At 38.6% G+C, this 20,412-nt stretch carries 17 protein-coding genes and 12 tRNA genes; 8 read left to right on the top strand and 21 right to left on the bottom strand.

Features of this window, described 5'->3' with window-relative positions; all coding sequences use genetic code 11:
* Positions 1 to 21: 21 nt before the first annotated feature.
* Together ABT997_RS07790 and ABT997_RS07785 are read right to left on the bottom strand one after the other, a co-directional pair.
* Positions 22 to 2,667 carry an alpha-mannosidase gene (locus ABT997_RS07790; protein WP_350019109.1) on the bottom strand — a complete coding sequence of 882 codons (2,646 nt, stop codon included), beginning with the start codon at positions 2,665 to 2,667 and terminating at the stop codon, positions 22 to 24.
* Positions 2,668 to 2,908: 241 nt separating this feature from the next.
* Positions 2,909 to 4,189 carry a glycoside hydrolase family 125 protein gene (locus tag ABT997_RS07785; RefSeq protein WP_195348394.1) on the bottom strand — a complete coding sequence of 427 codons (1,281 nt, stop codon included), beginning with the start codon at positions 4,187 to 4,189 and terminating at the stop codon, positions 2,909 to 2,911.
* Between the two features lie 193 nt (positions 4,190 to 4,382).
* Between ABT997_RS07785 and ABT997_RS07780 the strand changes: the two genes are divergently transcribed.
* Positions 4,383 to 6,461: a GH92 family glycosyl hydrolase gene (locus ABT997_RS07780; RefSeq protein WP_350019108.1), complete on the top strand. Its 2,079-nt coding sequence runs from the start codon at positions 4,383 to 4,385 to the stop codon at positions 6,459 to 6,461.
* A gap of 53 nt (positions 6,462 to 6,514) precedes the next feature.
* Here ABT997_RS07780 and ABT997_RS07775 read toward each other — a convergent pair whose 3' ends face one another.
* The 5 genes from ABT997_RS07775 to ABT997_RS07755 all read right to left on the bottom strand — a co-directional run bounded on the left by ABT997_RS07775 (position 6,515) and on the right by ABT997_RS07755 (position 10,619).
* The gene (locus ABT997_RS07775; protein ID WP_195612400.1) at positions 6,515 to 7,060 is read right to left on the bottom strand and encodes a DUF6287 domain-containing protein; all 546 of its coding nucleotides are present in this window, start codon (positions 7,058 to 7,060) and stop codon (positions 6,515 to 6,517) included.
* A 113-nt stretch (positions 7,061 to 7,173) separates the two neighbouring features.
* Entirely contained in the window at positions 7,174 to 8,673 is a 1,500-nt protein-coding gene (locus ABT997_RS07770; RefSeq protein WP_350019107.1) for a zinc ABC transporter substrate-binding protein AdcA, read from the bottom strand.
* A gap of 8 nt (positions 8,674 to 8,681) precedes the next feature.
* On the bottom strand, positions 8,682 to 9,485 hold the full coding sequence (locus ABT997_RS07765) for a metal ABC transporter permease (RefSeq protein WP_350019106.1): 804 nt from the start codon (positions 9,483 to 9,485) through the stop codon (positions 8,682 to 8,684).
* Entirely contained in the window at positions 9,478 to 10,182 is a 705-nt protein-coding gene (locus tag ABT997_RS07760; RefSeq protein ID WP_343094230.1) for a metal ABC transporter ATP-binding protein, read from the bottom strand. Before ABT997_RS07760 ends, ABT997_RS07765 begins: the two co-directional genes overlap by 8 nt.
* Positions 10,182 to 10,619 carry a zinc-dependent MarR family transcriptional regulator gene (locus ABT997_RS07755; protein WP_006595170.1) on the bottom strand — a complete coding sequence of 146 codons (438 nt, stop codon included), beginning with the start codon at positions 10,617 to 10,619 and terminating at the stop codon, positions 10,182 to 10,184. The genes ABT997_RS07760 and ABT997_RS07755 overlap by 1 nt, the downstream gene beginning before the upstream one ends.
* Positions 10,620 to 11,308: 689 nt before the next feature.
* On the opposite strand from ABT997_RS07755, the gene ABT997_RS07750 reads away from it, so the two are divergent.
* Both ABT997_RS07750 and ABT997_RS07745 read left to right on the top strand, forming a co-directional pair.
* Positions 11,309 to 12,040 carry an ABC transporter ATP-binding protein gene (locus tag ABT997_RS07750; protein WP_154854119.1) on the top strand — a complete coding sequence of 244 codons (732 nt, stop codon included), beginning with the start codon at positions 11,309 to 11,311 and terminating at the stop codon, positions 12,038 to 12,040.
* A gap of 17 nt (positions 12,041 to 12,057) precedes the next feature.
* Positions 12,058 to 13,374, top strand: coding sequence for a beta-carotene 15,15'-monooxygenase (locus ABT997_RS07745; protein ID WP_350019105.1), 1,317 nt, complete (start codon positions 12,058 to 12,060; stop codon positions 13,372 to 13,374).
* 640 nt (positions 13,375 to 14,014) lie between these two features.
* Here the strand turns inward: ABT997_RS07745 and ABT997_RS07740 are convergent.
* The gene (locus tag ABT997_RS07740; RefSeq protein WP_350019104.1) at positions 14,015 to 14,635 is read right to left on the bottom strand and encodes a tetratricopeptide repeat protein; all 621 of its coding nucleotides are present in this window, start codon (positions 14,633 to 14,635) and stop codon (positions 14,015 to 14,017) included.
* 194 nt (positions 14,636 to 14,829) lie between these two features.
* Positions 14,830 to 15,276, bottom strand: a complete 447-nt coding sequence (locus ABT997_RS07735; protein WP_049518301.1) for a helix-turn-helix transcriptional regulator — start codon at positions 15,274 to 15,276, stop codon at positions 14,830 to 14,832.
* Positions 15,277 to 15,598: 322 nt separating this feature from the next.
* Between ABT997_RS07735 and ABT997_RS07730 the strand changes: the two genes are divergently transcribed.
* Genes ABT997_RS07730 through ABT997_RS07710 form a run of 5 tightly spaced genes read left to right on the top strand, consistent with a single transcriptional unit; the run spans position 15,599 to position 19,089 of the window.
* On the top strand, positions 15,599 to 16,072 hold the full coding sequence (locus ABT997_RS07730; protein ID WP_350019103.1) for a hypothetical protein: 474 nt from the start codon (positions 15,599 to 15,601) through the stop codon (positions 16,070 to 16,072).
* Positions 16,073 to 16,112: 40 nt separating this feature from the next.
* The gene (locus ABT997_RS07725; protein WP_071852045.1) at positions 16,113 to 17,309 is read left to right on the top strand and encodes a replication initiation factor domain-containing protein; all 1,197 of its coding nucleotides are present in this window, start codon (positions 16,113 to 16,115) and stop codon (positions 17,307 to 17,309) included.
* A 2-nt stretch (positions 17,310 to 17,311) separates the two neighbouring features.
* Positions 17,312 to 17,698, top strand: coding sequence for a hypothetical protein (locus tag ABT997_RS07720; RefSeq protein ID WP_071852043.1), 387 nt, complete (start codon positions 17,312 to 17,314; stop codon positions 17,696 to 17,698).
* Between the two features lie 59 nt (positions 17,699 to 17,757).
* Positions 17,758 to 17,952, top strand: a complete 195-nt coding sequence (locus ABT997_RS07715) for a DUF3173 domain-containing protein (RefSeq protein WP_000598356.1) — start codon at positions 17,758 to 17,760, stop codon at positions 17,950 to 17,952.
* A gap of 3 nt (positions 17,953 to 17,955) precedes the next feature.
* On the top strand, positions 17,956 to 19,089 hold the full coding sequence (locus tag ABT997_RS07710) for a tyrosine-type recombinase/integrase (RefSeq protein ID WP_071852040.1): 1,134 nt from the start codon (positions 17,956 to 17,958) through the stop codon (positions 19,087 to 19,089).
* A gap of 74 nt (positions 19,090 to 19,163) precedes the next feature.
* On the opposite strand, the gene ABT997_RS07705 is transcribed toward ABT997_RS07710, so the two are convergent.
* From ABT997_RS07705 to ABT997_RS07650, 12 genes are all read right to left on the bottom strand, one after another.
* Positions 19,164 to 19,247, bottom strand: a tRNA-Leu gene (locus ABT997_RS07705).
* A 9-nt stretch (positions 19,248 to 19,256) separates the two neighbouring features.
* Positions 19,257 to 19,328, bottom strand: a tRNA-Gln gene (locus ABT997_RS07700).
* Positions 19,329 to 19,341: 13 nt separating this feature from the next.
* A tRNA-His gene (locus tag ABT997_RS07695) sits at positions 19,342 to 19,414 on the bottom strand.
* A 12-nt stretch (positions 19,415 to 19,426) separates the two neighbouring features.
* Positions 19,427 to 19,497 (bottom strand) — tRNA-Trp (locus ABT997_RS07690).
* Positions 19,498 to 19,503: 6 nt separating this feature from the next.
* Positions 19,504 to 19,584: transfer RNA gene (locus ABT997_RS07685), tRNA-Tyr, on the bottom strand.
* 16 nt (positions 19,585 to 19,600) lie between these two features.
* Positions 19,601 to 19,673 (bottom strand) — tRNA-Phe (locus ABT997_RS07680).
* 5 nt (positions 19,674 to 19,678) lie between these two features.
* Positions 19,679 to 19,752 (bottom strand) — tRNA-Met (locus ABT997_RS07675).
* A 9-nt stretch (positions 19,753 to 19,761) separates the two neighbouring features.
* A tRNA-Ser gene (locus ABT997_RS07670) sits at positions 19,762 to 19,851 on the bottom strand.
* A 9-nt stretch (positions 19,852 to 19,860) separates the two neighbouring features.
* A tRNA-Glu gene (locus ABT997_RS07665) sits at positions 19,861 to 19,932 on the bottom strand.
* 13 nt (positions 19,933 to 19,945) lie between these two features.
* Positions 19,946 to 20,019, bottom strand: a tRNA-Ile gene (locus ABT997_RS07660).
* Positions 20,020 to 20,052: 33 nt separating this feature from the next.
* A tRNA-Gly gene (locus tag ABT997_RS07655) sits at positions 20,053 to 20,123 on the bottom strand.
* Positions 20,124 to 20,131: 8 nt separating this feature from the next.
* A tRNA-Val gene (locus ABT997_RS07650) sits at positions 20,132 to 20,204 on the bottom strand.
* Between the last annotated feature and the right edge of the window lie 208 nt (positions 20,205 to 20,412).

Genomic DNA, 20,412 nt, shown 5'->3' with positions numbered 1-20,412 from the left:
GTTTATGTTTTCTTGTTGAAATTAAATTTCTTCTTTTTTGATCAATTCTGTACGAATTTCCTGTGGTGCCAATAGTCCTGAATGAACTGGATATGGGCGTTCCAACAAATCAAGAATGGTTTGTTGTTTTTCAGACACGCGAACATTTTCTTGACTCATATTGTAGTAACGAAGGACGTATCCTTCTTCATTTTCAGCAACTTTAAAGGCTGTTGGGCAGACTTGTGGCAAGTTCAGTGCCGGATGGTTAAAGAGGCTACCCGTTGCTGCAACGCTTCCCTCTTGTTTTGCAACTTGAAGAGCTGTAAATGGCACCTGGAAGGCTTTGGCACGACGGAAAGCTGAGAAGCGTTCCCCTGCTTGGTGACATTCTACTGCAAATTCAACTTCGATATCACGCAAGCACTGAGCTTCCGGTGTTGGGAAATAGCCCCAGTCACCGAGTTCGCCTGAAGCACGAAGAAGGGTTACAGCCATGGTGTCATCTCCAAGAATTTCGTATTCGTGCAATCCTTTATTGGATACTGTCACTCCTTTAACATCATCATACAAGCTGACAAAGGCTTGTTGGTGTTGTGGATTTTCAGGATTTTCCCAAGAAGCTGCTGGTTTATTTGGCCGTGTCACAACTTCATAGATGCTTTCCGAGTCATTACTTGGACGAGTGTTATGAGTCTTCACCAAGAGACGAATACGGTGATCCTTAGCAGTATTGGTAAAGCTCGTCTTGAAGCGAATTTGCGGGTCATCCACAAAGACGGTCATCACTGTTTCAAGAGGGATGGTTGTCACCTCTTCTGAACGACCTGCCTCTCGGTTCATAAACTCAATAATGCCTCTTTGCTCCGCATCCAATTTTTCATCTGCACTGACTGGGATGGTTAAGTCATGCTTGAGCAAGATTTTGGCATAACGAGCATTGTTTTCCAAGATCTCATGGCTTTTCAGCTCCGCATAGATTGGCTCGGTTCCTTTTGGTTGGAAGTAAATATACTCATTTCCAATATCCCCACGATCCTCGAATTGGATGAAGTCTTCGTAAGCTTCGTTAGTCGTCTTATCGTAAAGGGTCAAGCCATCATCAATACTGAGGGTTACGAATGGTGTATCGAGAACCCCATTTTGGTAAATCCCATCATGATGGGAAGCTTTTCCTTCCAGAAGCTGGAAGGTGGTCCAAGAAAGAGGCGCTAGGTGAACAGGAACCGTCACGCGCACTTGACGCGCAATATAGGGTTGGCGGAATTTATCCTTTGGTAAGGTATAGCCAAAACTTGCCCCCAAGTCTTCAATCTCAGCTTCTACAAGATGCCCATCTAAATCCTCTACATGATAGTCTGGCAAGGTCAAAGCGGCCATTTTCTTGAAGCCTTCTGTCGGGTGCAATTCCTTAAATGGACAAACCGCTACATCGACAATCGTACTGACGGTATCCACCTTGCCATGCAAGCCAGTGTTCATAACCGTAAAGAGATGTTCACTCTGGGCTTTCTGAGTCGCGAGTTTCTCTTTCCATTCGTTCAAAAGGTTGGTTTTGACGAAGTTTCCGACTTGATTGACCTTGGCAAAACGAACTTCCATTTCACGGTGAACTTCGTCAATACTGCAGCCACAGATGCTATCGTGCGGTGCATTTTGTAAGAGCGTCTTCCAGGCATAGGTCAATTGATCCTTGTGGTGATATCCACCAGTGATGATGGTCAAAGGTTCCACCACTTGCTCTAGCAAATTGCTGTTCTCTTGAAAGGCTTGTTTGAGGTAAATACGGGAAGAAGATGTGTTAGCAAGAGTATACCAACCATCCGTTTCCTGACTGGTCAACTCACCTGTGACGGTTGATAATTGTTCAGGAAGGGCACTTTCTACTGCTTGCACGTAGTCATCAAAGGAACTGTGAATAAAGGTCACGTCAGGGAAGAGTTCATTGGCGACGCGAATGGCTTCACTCAAGTTTCGTTGAACGGGTTGGTGGTCACAGCCGTTCATCATCAACCATTGGTTGGTCGATGCATAGTCACGGACATCCGCCAATTTTTGTTTCCAGAAAGTCAAGGCTTCGTCTTTATCCACTGGAATTTCATTCCCGTTACTGTACCAGTTAGCAAAAAGAATGCCGAGTACACGGCTACCATCAGCCCCTTGCCAGTACATCTCAGAAAATTGAGAGGTAAACTGTTCATCTTCAAGGACTTGATTGTCAAATCCGATTGGTTTGACACCGCGACCAAAGGCTGCGACGTGAATGCCTGACTTTTGAAGGATTTGAGGAGCTTGTCCCATATTTCCAAAGGTGTCTGGGAAGTAACCGATCTGCGTAGATTTGCCCCATTTGGCACATTCCGCTTGTCCAATCAAGGTATTGCGGACGTTAGCTTCACTGGAAATCAAGTAATCATCCTGCAAGATATAGAAGGGTCCAATCTTGAGTTTGCCTTCGTCGATATAACGCTGCACCTTGTCACGGTTTTCAGGACGAATTTCTAAATAGTCATCAAGGACGATCGTTTGGCCATCCAAGTGGAAGCTCTTGAATTCAGGATCATTTTCAAAAAGATCAAACAGATTGTCAAACAGTTCCACCAATTGCATGCGGTGGCTTTCAAAAGGTAGATACCACTCACGATCCCAGTGGCTGTGAGAGATGATATGTACAACAACATTTTCCATGAGTAAAACCTCATTCTAACTTAAATTTTTAATGTTTAAAATATAAACTTGTGATTCTAACAAGAATCAGTGAAGCTAAAGCGTGCTCCTTATACTCAATGAAAATCAAAGAGCAAACTAGGAAGCTAGCCGCAGGTTGCTCAAAGCACTGCTTTGAGGTTGTAGATAGAACTGACGAAGTCAGTAACATATATACGGCAAGGCGAAGCTGACGTGGTTTGAATTTGATTTTCGAAGAGTATTAACGAATATCCAAGTAATCCAAGACTAATTCGCAGAACATCATGTTGGCCCAAGAGAACCATTCGCGCGAGTATTTAGTAGGATCATCTACGTGGAAGCTTTCGTGCATGACACCCGTACCACCATCACAAGCAACCAACTGGTCAAGCAAGAATTTCTTCTCGGCTTTATCTGTAGCTGTTAAACCTTGGATCGACAGGGCAATCGGCCAGATATAGCGGTAGAAAGTATGAGAGCTTCCGAGACCGCTAGCGTATTCTCCTTGGTAGAAGTAGGGATTTTCAGGGCTGAGAATGGTGCGACGAGTGGCTTGATAGACCTCATCGTTCACATCGCAGTAACCAAGATATGGAGCAGCTAACAAACTTGGTACGTTAGGGTCATCCATGATGCTAGCATTTCCTAGACCATCCACTTCAAAGGCATAAATCTTTTCACCCTTACTGTTAGTGGTGTAGGCATAATTTTCGATCCCTTCTTGAATCTCAGCCTGCAGACGTTTGGCATCAGCAATCATGCTTTCACTATCAGCTAGATTCAATGTAGTAAAGATTTCTTGGACATAACCTAAGACAACGACCGCAAACATATTGGACGGAATCAAGTAGCTATATTGACAACAATCATCACTTGGACGAAAGGCTGACCAGGTCATGCCTGTCACAGCAAAGTCAGGGCCAAAGCCGTCATTTACCAAAGTATCTTCCTTACGGTCAGTATCCCGAACAAAGCGATATGGTGAGTTCTTGTGGTCTTGCTCCACCGTCCAGAGATGGAGAATCTCCTTAGTCGCTGTAACAAAAGTCTCATCAAACTGGCTAGTCTCACCAGTTTCCTTCCAAAGAAGGTAAGCCAATTGCAAGGGGTAGCAAAGCGAATCCACTTCATACTTACGTTCCCAAATCCAGCCATTGAGGTCTGTATGGTCTGTCTCGTGATGACCCTTCCAGTTCTCCTCAATATTGAAAGAGTTGGCATAGGGGTCCTTGAGAATCAAAGTCATCTGGCGTTTAACCAGACCTGCAATGGTTTGACGCAAGAGAGGATCTCTTTTAGCCACATGAAGATAAGGTCTCAATTGAGCCGTTGAGTCACGCAACCACATAGCTGGGATGTCCCCTGTCAACACAAAAGTTGAGCCATCTTCTAAGATTTCAACTGTATTGTCTAAAGTGTCTGTATAGCAACGCTCAAAGACATCCACCCATTCAGGGTAATCCTTAGCACGTTCTGCTACTTGATCCAACCATTCTCTAACGATTTCTTTTGAATAGGTCATTTGTTTTCCTCACACTTGTCGATTCTTTCCTATTCAGTATAAAAGATTTCAAAGGGGAAATACATACGCAAATTATAGCCCTTTTTCTACAAACTTTTCTAGTTTTGAAAAAGACTTTCCGATTTGAGTAGCTTCTGCTAAAATAAAGAAAGAAAAGGGCTTGAAGACTCTAGTATGAAACAGGAGGTCCCGCATGAAGACCGATATTACTCGCATTGATACCCGCTTAGGAACAGACAATCACCCAGCTTATTCCAACGGCAACACCCTCCCTTACACAGGAGTTCCTTTTGGGATGAATTATTTTCTCCCACAGACGACACATGAACAGGGTGCTTGGTTTTTCAACCCCAACCTTCCAATCTTTCAAGGCATTCGCTTGACCCACCAGCCGAGCCCTTGGATTGGGGATTTTTCTTGGTGTCTCCTCACCCCACTAACAGACATACCGACTCAAGAAGACCTCTATTTTAGACAGAGCAGTTACCGGATCCAAGAAGCTATCTTTCAGCCCCATTATTTAGCCCTCACCTCAGAGCGCTATCAAATCCACACAGAGGTGACGCCAAGCCTCTATGGAGCCTTCCTTCGCTTTAGGGGGCCATCTGAACTAGCGCTTGCCTTGCACTGTCCCAATGGACTAACTGAGCTAGAATGCGGAGAAACAAATCTTCACTTCCACATCCTAGATCAAAATCATACAGACCAACAAGACTTTCCATTCTATCTTCATTTCGAATTTGACCAAGCTATCACTCGAACTCACTGGCTAGGGCAGGATTTGATCCTAGAGTTTGACAGCCCCATACTAGAAGCTCGATTAGGCACTTCCTTTATTAGCCCTGACTTGGCCAAATCTCACCTCCCTAAAGCTAGCTTTGAAGAGATGAAAGAAAAAGCCGGTCGCAAGTGGCAAGAGCTAATGGACCGATTTGAAATTTTAGATACGGGCGGAGAGGATCGAACCTTTTTCGATCACTGTCTCTATCGTAGTCTGCTCTTTCCTCAGACTTGTTATGAAGTGACCCCTGAAGGGAAAGCAGTTCATCGTGACTTCGCCCACAACCGCATTCAAGAAGGAAAATACTTCACTAGTCTGGGCTTCTGGGACCTCTTTCGGACCACCTTTCCTCTTTATAGCCTAGTCTATCCTGAGCTCTATCAGGAATTTCTCGAAGGCTTCCTTAGCCATTACCGGGATACAGGCTTCCTCCCTAAATGGCTAGCGCCAGACGAAAGAGGCATGATGCCTGGGACACTCATTGATGGGGTCATTGCAGATGCCATTCAGAAAGGCCTGGCTCCCGACCTTCACACGGAACTTTTTGAAGCCATGCTGGATACAGCTAGGAAGGAAGATCCAAATGGTCATTACGGTCGACGAGGAGCGAAAGAGTACAAAGAATTAGGTTATCTATCCACCGACTATTACGAAAGCGTGAGTCATACCATCGACTTCTCCTATAGCGACTTTTGTATCGCCCAAACTGCTCAGCTACTTGGCAAGGAAGATCTTGCCAAAGAATATGCCCAATCTAGCCTTTCCTACCGAACCCTCTTTGATCCAGAAACAAGTTATATCCGAGCCAAAGATAAGAAGGGTCATTTCAGACCAGACTTCTCTCCGATCAGTTGGGGACGCGACTATGCAGAGTGCTCTGCCATTCAGGCAACCTTAGGCGCCCTTCACGACATCGAGGGACTCAAGCAACTCTTTAGAGGAGAAGAAGGCTTTACCCACTACTTGTACCGACTGGCGACCCAAGCACCGCATTATGAAGTGACGGGCTATGGCTACGAAATTCACGAAATGAGTGAGATGGCCCAAGCTCCTTTTGGGCAAATTGCCATTTCGAACCAACCGAGTTTCCACATCCCCTATCTCTTTCGCTATAGCCAACACCCAGAATACGCTAGCTTACTGATTCAAGCCATTCGCAAAGAAGCCTTCCAGCCAACCTTCAAAGCCTATCCAGGAGATGAAGATAATGGCAGTCTATCTTCTTGGTATATCTGGTCGGTTTTAGGACTCTATCCAACTTGCCCAGGTAAGCCAGTCTATGACCTAGGGATTCCCCTCTTCAAACACTTGCGCCTCTATCTCCCTCAAGAGAAAAAATGGCTGCATATCCATAGCACAGCTCACACAGCACAGGCACACTTTCTTCAAGATGTTTCCCTTGATGGAAAAAGAATCGACAGAGTGAGCCACCAAGAGCTCTTGAAAGCGGATAAGTTAGACTTCCACCTTTCTTGGCTCCCTAAAATCTAAAAAAGAATGAAGAGTAGGACACTCTTCATTCTTTTTCATTACACATATATTAGCTAGTCCCCAACCTTATAGAGGAAAGAACCTTGTTCCGTAAAACTGTACATCCCAGTTCCGGTCCAGAGACGGTCCTTATTAACATCAGAATCATCATGGAAGATGACTTCTCCATTTTCGTCCGTTTGGTCATCAATCGTAAGCCCTGCAGGGATGAATTCCATCAAAAATCCTCCTGTAACTCCTCCGTAGACTCCTCCTGAAACAGTTCCATAATCCGTCAAGGAAAGACCATAAGACTCATATTCGTTAGAGACCAAACCATTTTGATCAAAGACGAGTTTATTCCCTTTATTATCTTGCCAGACACCAGCTACACTACTATAATCCCCTTGAGCGATTGCTTCAATATCCATCTTTGTTTTCTCTTTCTTATCACTCGAACTCTCAGCTTTCTTTGTTTCACTAGTAGCTGAGCTATCCTTCGATTGACGAACTGTACTTTCTTTACTTTCAGATCCTTTCTCCTGCTTTTTATCACCACAGGCTCCAAGGAAAAATAATAGAGCAGAAAGCAACAATAGCAAACGATACTTTTTCATCATGAATCTCCCCACATTCAATCTATTCTATAAGCCTTATTTTATCCTTTTTCTAGCAAATTGACAAGTTTCTGTTACTATCAAAAAAGGAACCAGCTGGTTCCTTCTCTGTTTGATTAATGGGCTAACATTTCCTGTGCAATTTCAAATCCTGTCAAGTCACTTGGGTAGTAAGTAGGCCAATTTTCTAATTCCTTATAAAGAGCCTCTTGACTTTCCCCACCGAAGAAAATGTGGAAGTGAGCTGCCTTATTAGGAGAAATTTGGTGGTCACTGAATTGAACATATTTGAATTCACCCGCATTTGGATCAGTTGCTTCAAAGAGATAACGCACTCCACGATTCCCTTTTGTATAGGTTAGTGTATGCTTCCCAGCATAGCGGTATTCGAACTTCTTCTCTTCCCCATTCTTATAGAAGGTCATGGTTTTGTCTGTAATGACAATCCGTTCGACATCTGTTTTATAACCTGTGGTGTAGTAGGCTTTATACTCCTCAGCTGTTTTGGACTTAGTTAATTTGGCTTTGTAGTCAAAGACTTGATCCAAGGTTCCATCTTTTAGATAAGGATACACAGACTGCCAGTCTCCCGCATAGTCTGAAAGAGTTCGGTCCTTAATATCACTGTCCTCAAAGTAGCCATTGGCTACTGTTTTGGTGTCTTCTTCCTCTTCTGGAGCGATTTCTTTTCCGGCTTGAGTCGTTGTTAACTCCAAAGATTTGAGGTTGGCTCCCATGATAGAGATGTAGTCTTCCCCATCTTTCATCTGCTCATCTGTCAAGCTCTCTAATGGATTCAAAACAGCTAGATCCACACCGGTTTCAGCAGATAAGGTTTTCGATAAGGATTTAGAAGCATTTTCTTCAAAGTAGATGACCTTGATGTCGTTCTTCTTGATATACTCTGTCAATTCACTCAAACGAGTCGCAGACGGTTCACTATCTGGTGACAAACCTGAGATAGAGACTTGATTCAAGCCATAGTCCAGAGCCAAATAACGGAAAGCTGCGTGTTGAGTGACAAAGTTTTTCTGTTTAGCTGCAGATAAGCTCTTCGTATAGCTGTCATCCAATTTTTTCAACTTGGCAATATAGGCATCTGCATTTGCTGTAAAGCTAGCCTTTTTATCCGGGTACTGTTTCACCAGTTGATCACGAATCGTTTCTACCATTTTAATGGCTCTCTGTGGAGAAAGCCAGACATGGGGGTCGTACTCATGATGGTGTTCTTCCCCTCCCTCATGGTCATGCTCTTCTTCACCACCTGGTAAAAGAAGCATATTCTCCGTCGCTTTGACAACCTTTATTTTCTTGCCATCCATTGATTTCAACAACTGAGGCACCCAAGTTTCCATGTTCTCGTTCTCATAGACAAAGACATCTGACTCTTGGATTTTTGCGCGACCCTTGGCAGACAATTCAAAATCATGGGGTTCCGAACCAGAGCCAATCAAGAGCTCCACATCTCCCTCGTCTCCAACGACTTGCTTAGTAAATTCATAGACAGGATAGAAAGTCGTCATGACTTTCAATTTCCCTGACTGATTTTGACCACCACTACAAGCTACTAAAAGAAGACTACAAAAGGCTAACACGAGCCATACAAGTTTTTTCATAAGATCACCTATTTTCTAAATTTAACAAAAAGATTTGAGAGCAAAAAGAAGGATACAAATAAGAGGGTAATGGTCGCACTAACCGGTGTATCCGGATAATAAGAAAGAATGAGACCACTGACCATCCCCACAAAACCAATGACCACTGCCAGAAGCATAACCGAACGGAAGGTCTTTCCTAGCTTTAAAGCAATACTAGCTGGTAAGACCATAATAGTAGATACCAACAAGGAACCTGCAGCCGGAATCATCAAGGCAATAGCCACCCCTGTCACAATATTAAACAAGATAGACATGAGACGCACGGGTAAACCATCTACATAAGCTGTATCCTCATCAAATGTAAGGATATACATGGGACGAATAAAGAGAATCGTTAAAACTAAAACAATGGCTGCAATGATAAACAAAGCAAGCACTTGCTCATCCGTAATGGTCAAGGTAGAGCCAAATAGGTACTGGTCCAAACTCATGGAACTTTTACCGCCACTCTTCATGATCACCAAAGCCAAGGCTAAGCCGGTCGACATGAGAATCGCTGTCCCAATTTCCATAAAATCTTTATAGACTGTTCGTAAGTACTCTAGAAATACAGCAGCTATGATGACCACAATGACTGTAGAAATAGTTGGAGAGAAACCAAGGAAGAGGCCAAAAGCAACCCCTGATAGAGAGACGTGGCTCAGTGTATCACTCATTAAGCTCTGACGACGCAAAATCAAAAATACACCTAAGATAGGGGAGAAGAGACTCATGGCAACCATCGCCAACAAGGCCCGTTGCATAAAGTCATATTGAAATAAACTAAGCATGCTCCTCACCTCCATCTTTCTCATGGACATTAAAGCAACGCCATGGAGAATTTTGTTTTCTCACCAAATGGATATTGCGATCGGCAAAATGACTCACTTCTTCAGGATCATGCGTGATCATTAAAACAGCCTTTCCGTGGTGATGGGCACTGTGGTGCATCAATTCATAAAACTCATCCTTGCTACCAGCATCCATCCCTGTAGTTGGTTCATCTAACACAAAAATATCTGGATCTGACGCAAACATTCTTGCAATGACAGCCCGTTGCTTCTGACCACCTGATAGAGCTCCTAAAGGTTTATCTCGATGTTCTAACATTCCAACAGCCGTTAAACTAGCTAAAATATGTTCCTCATCATGATGATTCAAGCGACGAAACCATCCTTTACGAGGATAACGACCTGATTTAACAAACTCATAAACAGAACTGGGAAAACCTGCATTGAAGCTAGCAATCTGTTGCGGAAGATAAGCAATACGTAATTTCTTTCCAGCTACATTCTCCTTGGAAATTTCAACAGTACCCATCTTAGGTTTCAAAATACCAAGACTTGCCTTAATCAAAGTAGATTTGGCTGCACCATTCTCACCAGTCAGCGTCACAAACTCACCACTGTCCAAGTAGTAATTAACTCCTTCAAGAACAGGCTCATGATCATAATAAAAAGAAAGATCTTTAACAGTAATATAACGCATTAACGAAGATCCTCCAATAAGCGCGATAGAAATTTAGAAATAACCATTTGTTCTTCTTGAGAAAATTCACTCAAAACTTGATTATAAACAGCCAATGTATGATCATGATGATGAGAATGTTCTTCAGCAACCGGACGACCTAAATCTGTTAACCGATACAAAACAATACGAGCATCATTCTCATCTTTCAAAGCTTCCAGCATACCAAAAGAAAGTAATTGTTTAACTGCTTTGGTCACAGCAGCTTGACTGACATTTAGTAATTTAGCTAGCTCAGAATTTGAATAATTGTCCTTTGAAAGTAACATTAAAATATGCTCTTGCGTATTGGTTAAAGAAAAACCACTCGTACAGGAACCAATCAAAACTTCATGCTGATTCTCAGAAATAAGTAAAATAGAATTTAAAAACTCATCAATCTGATTAGCCACTTTCATACGTTTATCCTCTCTATTAATCGAAAAAAAATACTTTACCGGTTAATTATAACACAGTAAAGGAAAATAGTCAAAGTGTTTTCAGAAAACAATGACAAAAATATTAGTAATAAATTAGTAACTGAACGTTAACAATTTAACGAATAAAAGAAAAAGACAAGGTCCGAAAACCTTGTCTTTAATACTATACCGGCGGCCGGGGTCGAACCGGCACGTCCTTGCGGACACTGGATTTTGAGTTCTATGAATACATTTTTAAAATCTTATAACCTTGATTTAATAGGGTTTTGGGACTTTTGAATCTTGCAAAATAGACTCATTTTCCAAATTTTAGTAACTTTTTGGTAACTCTGTTGTATCAAAAACTTTTTACATATACTACTATCTTCGTTATAGCTAACTTTTATTCTCATTTATTAAGTATACCTAAGTTTTATGTTTAAATTTTGTATAGAATAGCTGTACCTCTTAATAAAGTTATGATTTCGCTTTCAAAGAAACCTTGTTTATGATACTATTATGAAAATAGAAAAAATTCTTAGTTCGCTAATGACCTTTATACGAGATCCAGAGGAAATAGAAATTTTATCCATTAAAAATACGTTTCATAAGTTACTTACTTGATATTAACAGAATTCCACTATTGTATAATTAAATCAAATATGACGCTGGGACCAGGAGGATTTATTATGGTTAATAATCTAGCTGTTGAAGTCACAAATCTTTCAAAAGAATTTTTACTAGGGCAAGATAAAACTGTCTCAATTTTGAAAGATATTTCTTTATCTGTCAATTATGGAGAATTTGTATCAATACTTGGTGTCAGTGGTTCTGGAAAGTCTACTTTATTGAGTTGTTTATCAAGTTTATCTGAACCAACAAGTGGCGAAGTTGTTATCAATGGTGTGAATCCATACACTTTAAAAGAAGGGAAACTTGCTAAATTTAGAAGGCAAGATATTGCAATTATTTTTCAAAACTATAATCTGGTACCCGCTCTACCTGTACTAGAAAATATTACACTTCCTCTGAGACTTTCAGGAAAGAGTGTTGATAGCAATAAAGTAAGAAAAATGTTGGATAGTTTGAATTTTAAAGCAGAACTATCATCATTAGTTTCTACCTTATCAGGTGGAGAACAGCAAAAAGTTGCTATTTCTCGTGCAATAATAGCTGATAGTAAAATTATTTTTGCTGATGAGCCAACAGGAGCTCTGGACAGCGTCTCAAGAAAACTTATTTTTGAAACACTTCGTAATTTAGCGAGTCAAGGAAAATGTGTTTTTATGGTCACTCATGATATTGAGTTGGCTTCAAAAACTGACAGAGCACTCATTTTAAAAGACGGAAAAATATCTCGACAAATTATTAAACCTTCAGCTGATGAGCTCTACCAAGCACTTGAAAGTAGTAAAGATTAATTTGAGGAGGATTTATTATGCTAAAATTAATCATTTACCAATTTCAGTACTCAAAAAGACAATGGTTAGGAACAATACCATTACTATTTGTATCTAGCCTGATTGTTGGAACATCTTTATTTGGTATTGCTAGTTCAATAAAGACTGCTAATATTAACGCTTCACAACTTTTTCAAATGCTAATAATTTTTGGAGGGACTACTTTATTTTTCCTTATTTCAAATAATATAAGACTGCTAATAGATATCTTTAAAAAGGATTACCAATTATGGGCTATCTTAGGCGCAAGCAGAACTCAGCTATCTTTATTAGTATCTGGACAGTTTTATTTAATGGCAGTGATTGTTAGTAGTATTGGTACAATACTTTCGTTCTTCATGGCAGATAGTTACTATAAATTTTTACAAAATTTATTAGGAAGAGATGAGTTACCTGATTTAGTTATTACAGCCAACATTCAATCAATTTTATTGAGTGTTTTTATAGTCCCAACAATTGTCGGGATAGGGGCTTACTTTTATTCAAGTCGAATACTTAAAAGATCATCAATATTAAAAACAAAAAAGAAAAAAAGAAAAGTTACAGTAACTGGTTTTATTAACATCTCTGTTCGTTTATTTCTATGGTTACTATGTATTGGTTTTATTGTTTCAGCAGGTTTTATTAGAAACAAAGAAATAATTGCAACAAAGTCAAGTATAATATTATTTTTATTAATTATTCACATCCTTATTATTCAATCACTATCTCCATCAATTCAAATGTTTCTAATAAAATTTTTAATGAGGATATTTCCAACTGAAAATTATGTAATCAATACAGGCTTTTGGAATCTACTATCCAATCCTAGCTATTTGAAAAGTATACAAACTTCAATGAGCATGGGAGTAACTCTCATTTCTGGGTTTATTCTTTACACCCAAAATATGTATTCATTCATGAATACAGCAAACGGTGTACAAGAAGCAAGAGCTTCCTTTATTGCTTATCTGTCTGCTCCAATTATTCTGATTATTACTAGTTCTATTTCTCTTACAATTTTATCTTCTAATAAAGATATTGAGGACATTAAACAGTTAAAGACACTGGGAGTGTCAAGATTACAACTTTTTAAAATACGTATAGCCGAGGCAATAATACATTCGGTATTAATTTTATTAGTATCAGTAGTTTTCAATTTAATTATTTTACTTTTAGTTAGCTTTATTGGCCAACTTTTTGGCCGTAGTTTAGTAGATATATCAGGTTTCTGGCAACCGAGTCTTATAGTTATTTCTTTGTTAGTTATTTTTTATAGTATTACAAAGGGATTTTATTTATTTCAAGATAGATAAATTGGAATAGTTACTGATTCAAAAAGAACACACTCATTGACATTGAAACAAAAGCAATACTAAAACGAAAAAGACAAGGATAAAACACCTTGTCTTTTTTTAAATACTAACAACTTAGACTAACAATGGGTCTTTTTTCATAATTTAGCACCTTTTTAGTAACCTGTTCAAGATACGGATGTATAGTCCATATAAAGACAATTCAAATTAGATTACGTCTATCTATTTATTTTATCTTTTATTTGCTTTAAGTCATTTATCTCTTTTAGAATACTAAAAATATAGACACTAAATAGAACTACACCAAAAAAAGATAAAACAAAGAAACCTAACGTAAGTATTTCGCCTCTAACAGCTAGTACTCCAAGGGAAAAAATACCGATAGCCATTATGGAAATTATGAGGATAAACCACAAGTAAATCATGTAAAACTTATAAAGATAGCAAAAGGACTTATTTTTTTGTTTAGGCTTATCCTTCCAATTTAAATAAAAGAAATAAGGTATATAAATAATTAAAATAAATAGAAATTCCATTTCTAGCACAACCTCTCATCTTATCACCCTTAATCAAATACATGATTTATAGCATGTTAAAACTTTTTATTTAGGCAAATTAATAGCAAAATCTAAATGTCAAATCATTCATTAATCAATTCCTCAATTTCCTTTACCCCTTCAAACTCTCCAACACTTTCGAAAAGTTCTATAGCTCGTTTGAAATGTCTATTGGATAATTCCGTATCTTCCAAGGCTAAATAAATTTCCCCTAACCCTCTATAGCTACAAGCCTGAGAAATCACATCATCAGTCTCTAAAGATTGTTCCAGTGACAGATTCATGAATGTAAGAGCTTCATCAAGATTGTTTAATTTCAATCTCACATAGCCTTGTTCGTAGTTATTTATAGCTTTCTTTAGATTATCATTGCGAAAATGCTCTTCAATTATCTTCTCTTCATCTTCAATGAGCTTTAAAGCCTTATGAAAATCACCCTGATCTCTGTAGATCATCGCTAATTGATGTAATCCAATGTGTTCATGTTCTTTATCTTCATTTTGTTGAGCTAATAAAATGTATTTCTCAAAGATACGGGTACACGAGGCATAGTCTTTTTCTGCCAATAATAAATACCCCATCAGATTTAAAAGGCTAAAATCTGTACAGGTATCAATGGAAAAATCTTGTTCAACCAACTTTTTAGCTTCTGATGTTTTTCCCTCCAGAAACAAGTCCCAAGCCACATCAATTTTAGAAACCATCTATTTTCCCCTTTCAACTATAAACAACCTTCATAAAATAAAATCACTTAAGAAGAATATACTAATCTTTACCTATTGAAACTTAATCAAATAAACCATCAATCTGCATTAAAATAATCATAAACCTCTTTATATGGAATTCTGTCAATGTTTTAGACAAATTTTGGGAGGAAATTTTGAAGACTAGCATCCTTCTAATTTTCCCAATAAGTTTTAACTTCTTCAAAAATCTTATTCAAAAGTTCTGCATCTTTTTCTGACAACTGATTTTTTTCTATAACTCTATCTTTTAGCTCTGTTGCCTTTATTTTGTTTCTTGCCACCGAAACTGCTATTGAATGTTTCAAAATATCAAACTCATCTTTTGAAAAGTTTGCAATATTGGTAAGATCTAATTGTTCTAGAGGTAAACTACTGATAATTGAATAAGGTTTTTGTCCCAGCAAATAATCTGTAGTAGTACCAAAGATATTTGCTAATTTTACAACGAATTCTAATCCCGGCTCTAACGTTCCATTCTCCCAACGAGAATATGTCCCTTGTTGAACTCCAATTAATTCCGATATTTGTACTTGAGTTAATTTTTTTGATTTTCTGAGAGTTTTTAATCTATCTGAAAATTTATAATCCTCTGTATACATAAGTCTCCTATAAATATTCTTAATCGTATATTTTAGCTTGACAAAATATTCTAAACGGTATAAAATAGAATTATTCCATAAGGAATATTTATTTTAAGATTAAATATTCCATTGAGAATATTATAGCATAAAAGGAGGTAAAAGCGTATGTAACTAGTAGTTCGATTTAAAAAAAATTTAGTAAAGGAGGTAAGATTCGACAAAATAAAAAAATCTTGAAACAAATGTGCCGTTCGTTCCAAGATCAAAACATATTATGTAACAATTATACCACAGAAAACTCTTCAGTTGTACAAGAAAATTTCGGAGGTTTCACAAAAAGATGACCAATAAAGAGTTAGTCAATCAAATTTCTGGCCTAAACTCTACCTCTACTCTTAAAAACTGGATTCAACTGATTAAAGATATAAGTGGCAAGGAATTTAAAAAAATTAAAATTCCTATCAGTAGAAATCCAAGAACTCGCCAATTAAGTTATACAGTTGCCTATGACTTTACAGACGAAGACCTTAGACAATTTCAAAAGTTAGCTAACCTAAAACTTGAAATAGGTCTAAAAGAGGCTATACGAGCCGTATTTGGGAGTCTAGAAGACAATGAGCAAGAATCCCTAAACCAAGTAATAGATGAGCTCTACGATGAACTGAGCGCCTTAAAACAGGAATTTAAGCGAGAAATACGGCTGATACAAATTGAGAATACCAACCTAAAAAAGAGAATCCAAGATATTGAAAAGTCGATGCAAACCGGCTTACTAGGGTTTGTTAACAAGAGGTCAAAAAATAGGTTCGGCTAATAGCGAGTTTTCGGCTGAGCCATGAGGCAGAAAGCCGAAAATGAGCGTAAATGCGGACGGACCATTTTTGACCGATAGGGTGTGTAGTAACACCACCCTCTGCAAGTTAGGTGTACCATCGAAAGAATTCAGTATTTCCAAGGGTTTCGGAGATTTTAAGGGTGGCAAAATTAGGCAAAAAGTTGAATCAAAATCTATGGCAAAAAATGAACATTTACGTTCTGTATTTGACTGGATTCAAATTCAGTTTGATAAGACTGAATTTTCGCCAAGAGAAATAATTGAAGATATTCTATTTCTTAACTATGACCTATTTATTGAGAATAAAGGGAGCCTTAAATACTATAACTATGATAGCCAGCTTCATTATGGGAATATCCGTATCTACTATGGAGCGAAAGAGTCGTCCTACATGCTTATCATGTCAGGACAGGCACTCGAGTTCTATAGAGATATGGTATTAGATCCAAATAGTCTGTCCGAAAGACAGTTTCTGAACAACCTCTACTACAATTACAATCAATTTTCAGTAAGACGAATTGATATTGCAATAGATGATTTTAATGAAACACCCTATTTCACTCCTAATCAGCTTCTAAAGGTTTGTCAGAAAAAGCGCTTTATATATGGAAAAAGCACCTACTACAATACCTACGGAGATGAAACAATCGGCCAGACCTTATATTTGAGAAAACCCAATGATGATGAAAGACTTAGAATTTACGATAAGCGCTTAGAACGAGCTGAGAAGCTCGGTATCAGCAAGCGGTATATAGAAAATTGGATAAGAACTGAGTTAGAACTTAGGAAAGAAAAAGCTCACTACTTCATTCAAGAGTGGTTGCATTCAGAAATAGATCTTCTCAACTTTACCAAGGGATATCTCAAAGAAAAAGTGAGGTTCTATAGTGATAGTCACTTCTCAAAACCTTTGAGATCTTGGGAAAAGTTTTTAGGTCACTCAAAACCTGTCTCTATCATTATTTCAAAACCAAAAACAGAACTAGAACAAAAATTAGAATGGTTTACCTATAAAGGTTCTGGAGCTATTCTAAAAGCGTATAAATTTCTATACGAAAATAACTTACTGCATGAGTATGAGAAATCTAACTATCTCGCACTCAACAATATGGAATATCCACCAAATTTAGCAAGTGGATTAATAGAAAGGGCAATACTCTTTAAAAGAGAGGATTTGATCCCTACAATCAAAGAAAATATCAAAAGGAGAAATTAACTATGGCAAAAATGCTCTCACAAAATGACTGGAATTTTAATAACATTGGAACAAAATTTGAATTGGATGAAGTCATTCCAAAATTTGAAACGGAAGTCCGTGCAGATGCAAACGGAGAAATTATCAAAAACCGAGATGGTAGCGAAAGACGTTTTAATACCGATAAAATCATTGGTTGGAAATACAATGTAACGATCAAGGATGGACAATTCAAAAAGAAATCAACCCAAGTCTCTGTAGACAATCCAGAAGCATTAGTTGATAATGACTATATCCAAGCAATGGATGAAGTACCAGTTACATTTGACAATTTACAAGCTACTATGATTAGTTCGACAATGTATTACAAGGCGGATGCTATCCATTTAGTAAATGTAAAACAAAAATAAGTATCAGACAAGGGGAGTTAATCCTCCCCTTAGTTAATCTAATTAGAAAAGGAGATCACATGATTAAAACTGTAACAAAAGATGACCTTATCGAACTTGGATTTGCTCCAGGAACTGCAAGAAAGATTATCCATACCGGCAAATTACTATTAGTGAATCGTGGTTTTAACATTTACGATAACAAACGGATTGGTACAATTCCAGCCAGTGTCGCAGAAGAACTATTAGGAATTGAACTCCAGAAAGAAGCGTAATGAATGACTATTCGTAAAACTAAAAGTGGTAAATGGACCGTTGATGTTTCTAATGGTTTCCACCCAGTCACACAAAAAAGAATACGTATCATTCGAAAAGGATTAAAATCTAAGAAGGAAGCACTAGAACTAGAACAACATATTCGAGTTGTAGAATTAAAAGAAAAACAATTTGACTTTGTAGTAACAACAGATATGTTATTCCAGTTGCTTGAAGAAGACGATTTGAAAAATGGCAGAAAAATAAGCTATACAAGTACACAAAGAAACAATTATGAGCGTCATATTAAGCCTTATTTTAAAAATACAAATTTAAATAAATTAACGTATGACCATATATTCGAATTTCGTGAATACCTAAAAACAAAACCTAAAAGACAAAATGAAAATGAAACTTTAAGTTATAATACAATAAATAAAGTTCTAATTCTACTTAAAAAAATTTTTGACACTGGTATAAGAAAATCCCTTATTGATAAAAATCCTGTTGAGAATCTGAGAAAATTACCAATTAGGAAGCCTAATATCAAATTTTGGAGCATAGAAGAATTCACGAGATTTAGAGAACTTATTCGAGATGATGAAATAAGCTATGACCTGTTTTTCGTGATTGCTTTCTTTACTGGGATGAGAATGGGAGAAATACTCGCATTGAACTGGAATGATATAAATCTTTTAACAAATACAATTTTCGTTACCAAAACGGTATACTTTGTAAATAATACAAGCTACATTAATACAACAAAAACACGATCAGGAACTAGAAATATTACAATCAATCAGAAATTAGCAGAAATGCTAAAAGATTGGAAAGTAAAACAAAAAGAAAAACTTGAAGAATTTACGAAAAATACTGACGAACTACAAATAATACAGAGTACACCAATAACAATCACAAAAAATATGATTGATAAGAAGTTTAAACAAATACTAGAAAGGAGTAAAGATTTAAAGAAAATAAGAATTCATGATCTGAGACACTCTCATGCATCATTACTTATAAATCAAGGGGAAGATTATCTTGTTGTTAAAGAAAGATTAGGACACGCATCTATTACGACAACAATTGATACTTACTCTCATTTGTACCCTAGTAAACAGAAAACATTAGCTAATAAACTTGATGATTTATTTTAAAATGGAAAAAATTGGTAACTCTCCGTAGAACAAAGAAAAAAAGACAAGGTCCGAAAACCTTGTCTTTAATACTATACCGGCGGCCGGGGTCGAACCGGCACGTCCTTGCGGACACTGGATTTTGAGTCCAGCGCGTCTGCCAATTCCGCCACGCCGGCAAAGTATAACTGGGGTAGCTGGATTCGAACCAACGCATGAGGGAGTCAAAGTCCCTTGCCTTACCGCTTGGCTATACCCCAATAATATAAAATAGGCGAGTGATGGGGATCGAACCCACGCATGCCAGAGCCACAATCTGGTGTGTTAACCACTTCACCACACCCGCCATATTCTTATACACGGGCAGTAGGAATTGAACCCACACTGAAGGTTTTGGAGACCTTAGTTCTACCTTTAAACTATGCCCGTAAAGGATGGAAGGGGAGGGATTCGAACCCCCGAACCCGAAGGAGCGGATTTACAGTCCGCCGCGTTTAGCCTCTTCGCTACCCTTCCGAATAATATTAAATTATGGCGCGAGACGGAATCGAACCGCCGACACATGGAGCTTCAATCCATTGCTCTACCAACTGAGCTACCGAGCCAAATATTGCGGGAGCAGGATTTGAACCTACGACCTTCGGGTTATGAGCCCGACGAGCTACCGAGCTGCTCCATCCCGCGTTAATATTAAGGAGGATGTGGGATTCGAACCCACGCACGCTTTTACACGCCTGACGGTTTTCAAGACCGTTCCCTTCAGCCGGACTTGGGTAATCCTCCAATATAATATAGTCCGTACGGGATTCGAACCCGTGTTACCGCCGTGAAAAGGCGGTGTCTTAACCCCTTGACCAACGGACCATAATATTAAAAATGGGCACGAGTGGACTCGAACCACCGACCTCACGCTTATCAGGCGTGCGCTCTAACCACCTGAGCTACGCGCCCAAGTTAAAAACTTGGTAATGAACAAATGTTCAAAGCGGGTGACGAGAATCGAACTCGCGACAACAGCTTGGAAGGCTGTAGTTTTACCACTAAACTACACCCGCTTGAAAAATGGGAGTTAACGGGATCGAACCGCTGACCCTCTGCTTGTAAGGCAGATGCTCTCCCAGCTGAGCTAAACTCCCAAATGGTCGTTTAACTCAGCCAACGGTGAGAAACTGCGTTTCTCTTATCCGCCGATTGGAATCTCGATTGCCTCTCAATTCCAACTAAGCTAAACTCCCAAATGAGCCTAGTTTCCACTAGACTCAACCTTGCTAAGCGACTACCATATCTCACAGGGGGCAACCCCCAACTACTTCCGGCGTTCTAGGGCTTAACTTCTGTGTTCGG

This window comes from Streptococcus australis, assembly GCF_040226615.1.
Classification (GTDB): Bacteria; Bacillota; Bacilli; order Lactobacillales; family Streptococcaceae; genus Streptococcus; species Streptococcus australis_E.
The sequence above is the reverse complement of the archived record's forward strand: the minus strand, read 5'-3'. Positions and strand labels throughout refer to the sequence as shown.

Bases quoted from the DNA above. Each gene is read 5' to 3' on its own strand.
- ABT997_RS07790 (WP_350019109.1), bottom strand. From the start codon at position 2,667: ATGGAAAATGTTGTTGTACATATCATCTCTCACAGCCACTGGGATCGT.
- ABT997_RS07785 (WP_195348394.1), bottom strand. From the start codon at position 4,189: ATGACCTATTCAAAAGAAATCGTTAGAGAATGGTTGGATCAAGTAGCA.
- ABT997_RS07780 (WP_350019108.1), top strand. From the start codon at position 4,383: ATGAAGACCGATATTACTCGCATTGATACCCGCTTAGGAACAGACAAT.
- ABT997_RS07775 (WP_195612400.1), bottom strand. From the start codon at position 7,060: ATGATGAAAAAGTATCGTTTGCTATTGTTGCTTTCTGCTCTATTATTT.
- ABT997_RS07770 (WP_350019107.1), bottom strand. From the start codon at position 8,673: ATGAAAAAACTTGTATGGCTCGTGTTAGCCTTTTGTAGTCTTCTTTTA.
- ABT997_RS07765 (WP_350019106.1), bottom strand. From the start codon at position 9,485: ATGCTTAGTTTATTTCAATATGACTTTATGCAACGGGCCTTGTTGGCG.
- ABT997_RS07760 (WP_343094230.1), bottom strand. From the start codon at position 10,182: ATGCGTTATATTACTGTTAAAGATCTTTCTTTTTATTATGATCATGAG.
- ABT997_RS07755 (WP_006595170.1), bottom strand. From the start codon at position 10,619: ATGAAAGTGGCTAATCAGATTGATGAGTTTTTAAATTCTATTTTACTT.
- ABT997_RS07750 (WP_154854119.1), top strand. From the start codon at position 11,309: ATGGTTAATAATCTAGCTGTTGAAGTCACAAATCTTTCAAAAGAATTT.
- ABT997_RS07745 (WP_350019105.1), top strand. From the start codon at position 12,058: ATGCTAAAATTAATCATTTACCAATTTCAGTACTCAAAAAGACAATGG.
- ABT997_RS07740 (WP_350019104.1), bottom strand. From the start codon at position 14,635: ATGGTTTCTAAAATTGATGTGGCTTGGGACTTGTTTCTGGAGGGAAAA.
- ABT997_RS07735 (WP_049518301.1), bottom strand. From the start codon at position 15,276: ATGTATACAGAGGATTATAAATTTTCAGATAGATTAAAAACTCTCAGA.
- ABT997_RS07730 (WP_350019103.1), top strand. From the start codon at position 15,599: ATGACCAATAAAGAGTTAGTCAATCAAATTTCTGGCCTAAACTCTACC.
- ABT997_RS07725 (WP_071852045.1), top strand. From the start codon at position 16,113: ATGAGCGTAAATGCGGACGGACCATTTTTGACCGATAGGGTGTGTAGT.
- ABT997_RS07720 (WP_071852043.1), top strand. From the start codon at position 17,312: ATGGCAAAAATGCTCTCACAAAATGACTGGAATTTTAATAACATTGGA.
- ABT997_RS07715 (WP_000598356.1), top strand. From the start codon at position 17,758: ATGATTAAAACTGTAACAAAAGATGACCTTATCGAACTTGGATTTGCT.
- ABT997_RS07710 (WP_071852040.1), top strand. From the start codon at position 17,956: ATGACTATTCGTAAAACTAAAAGTGGTAAATGGACCGTTGATGTTTCT.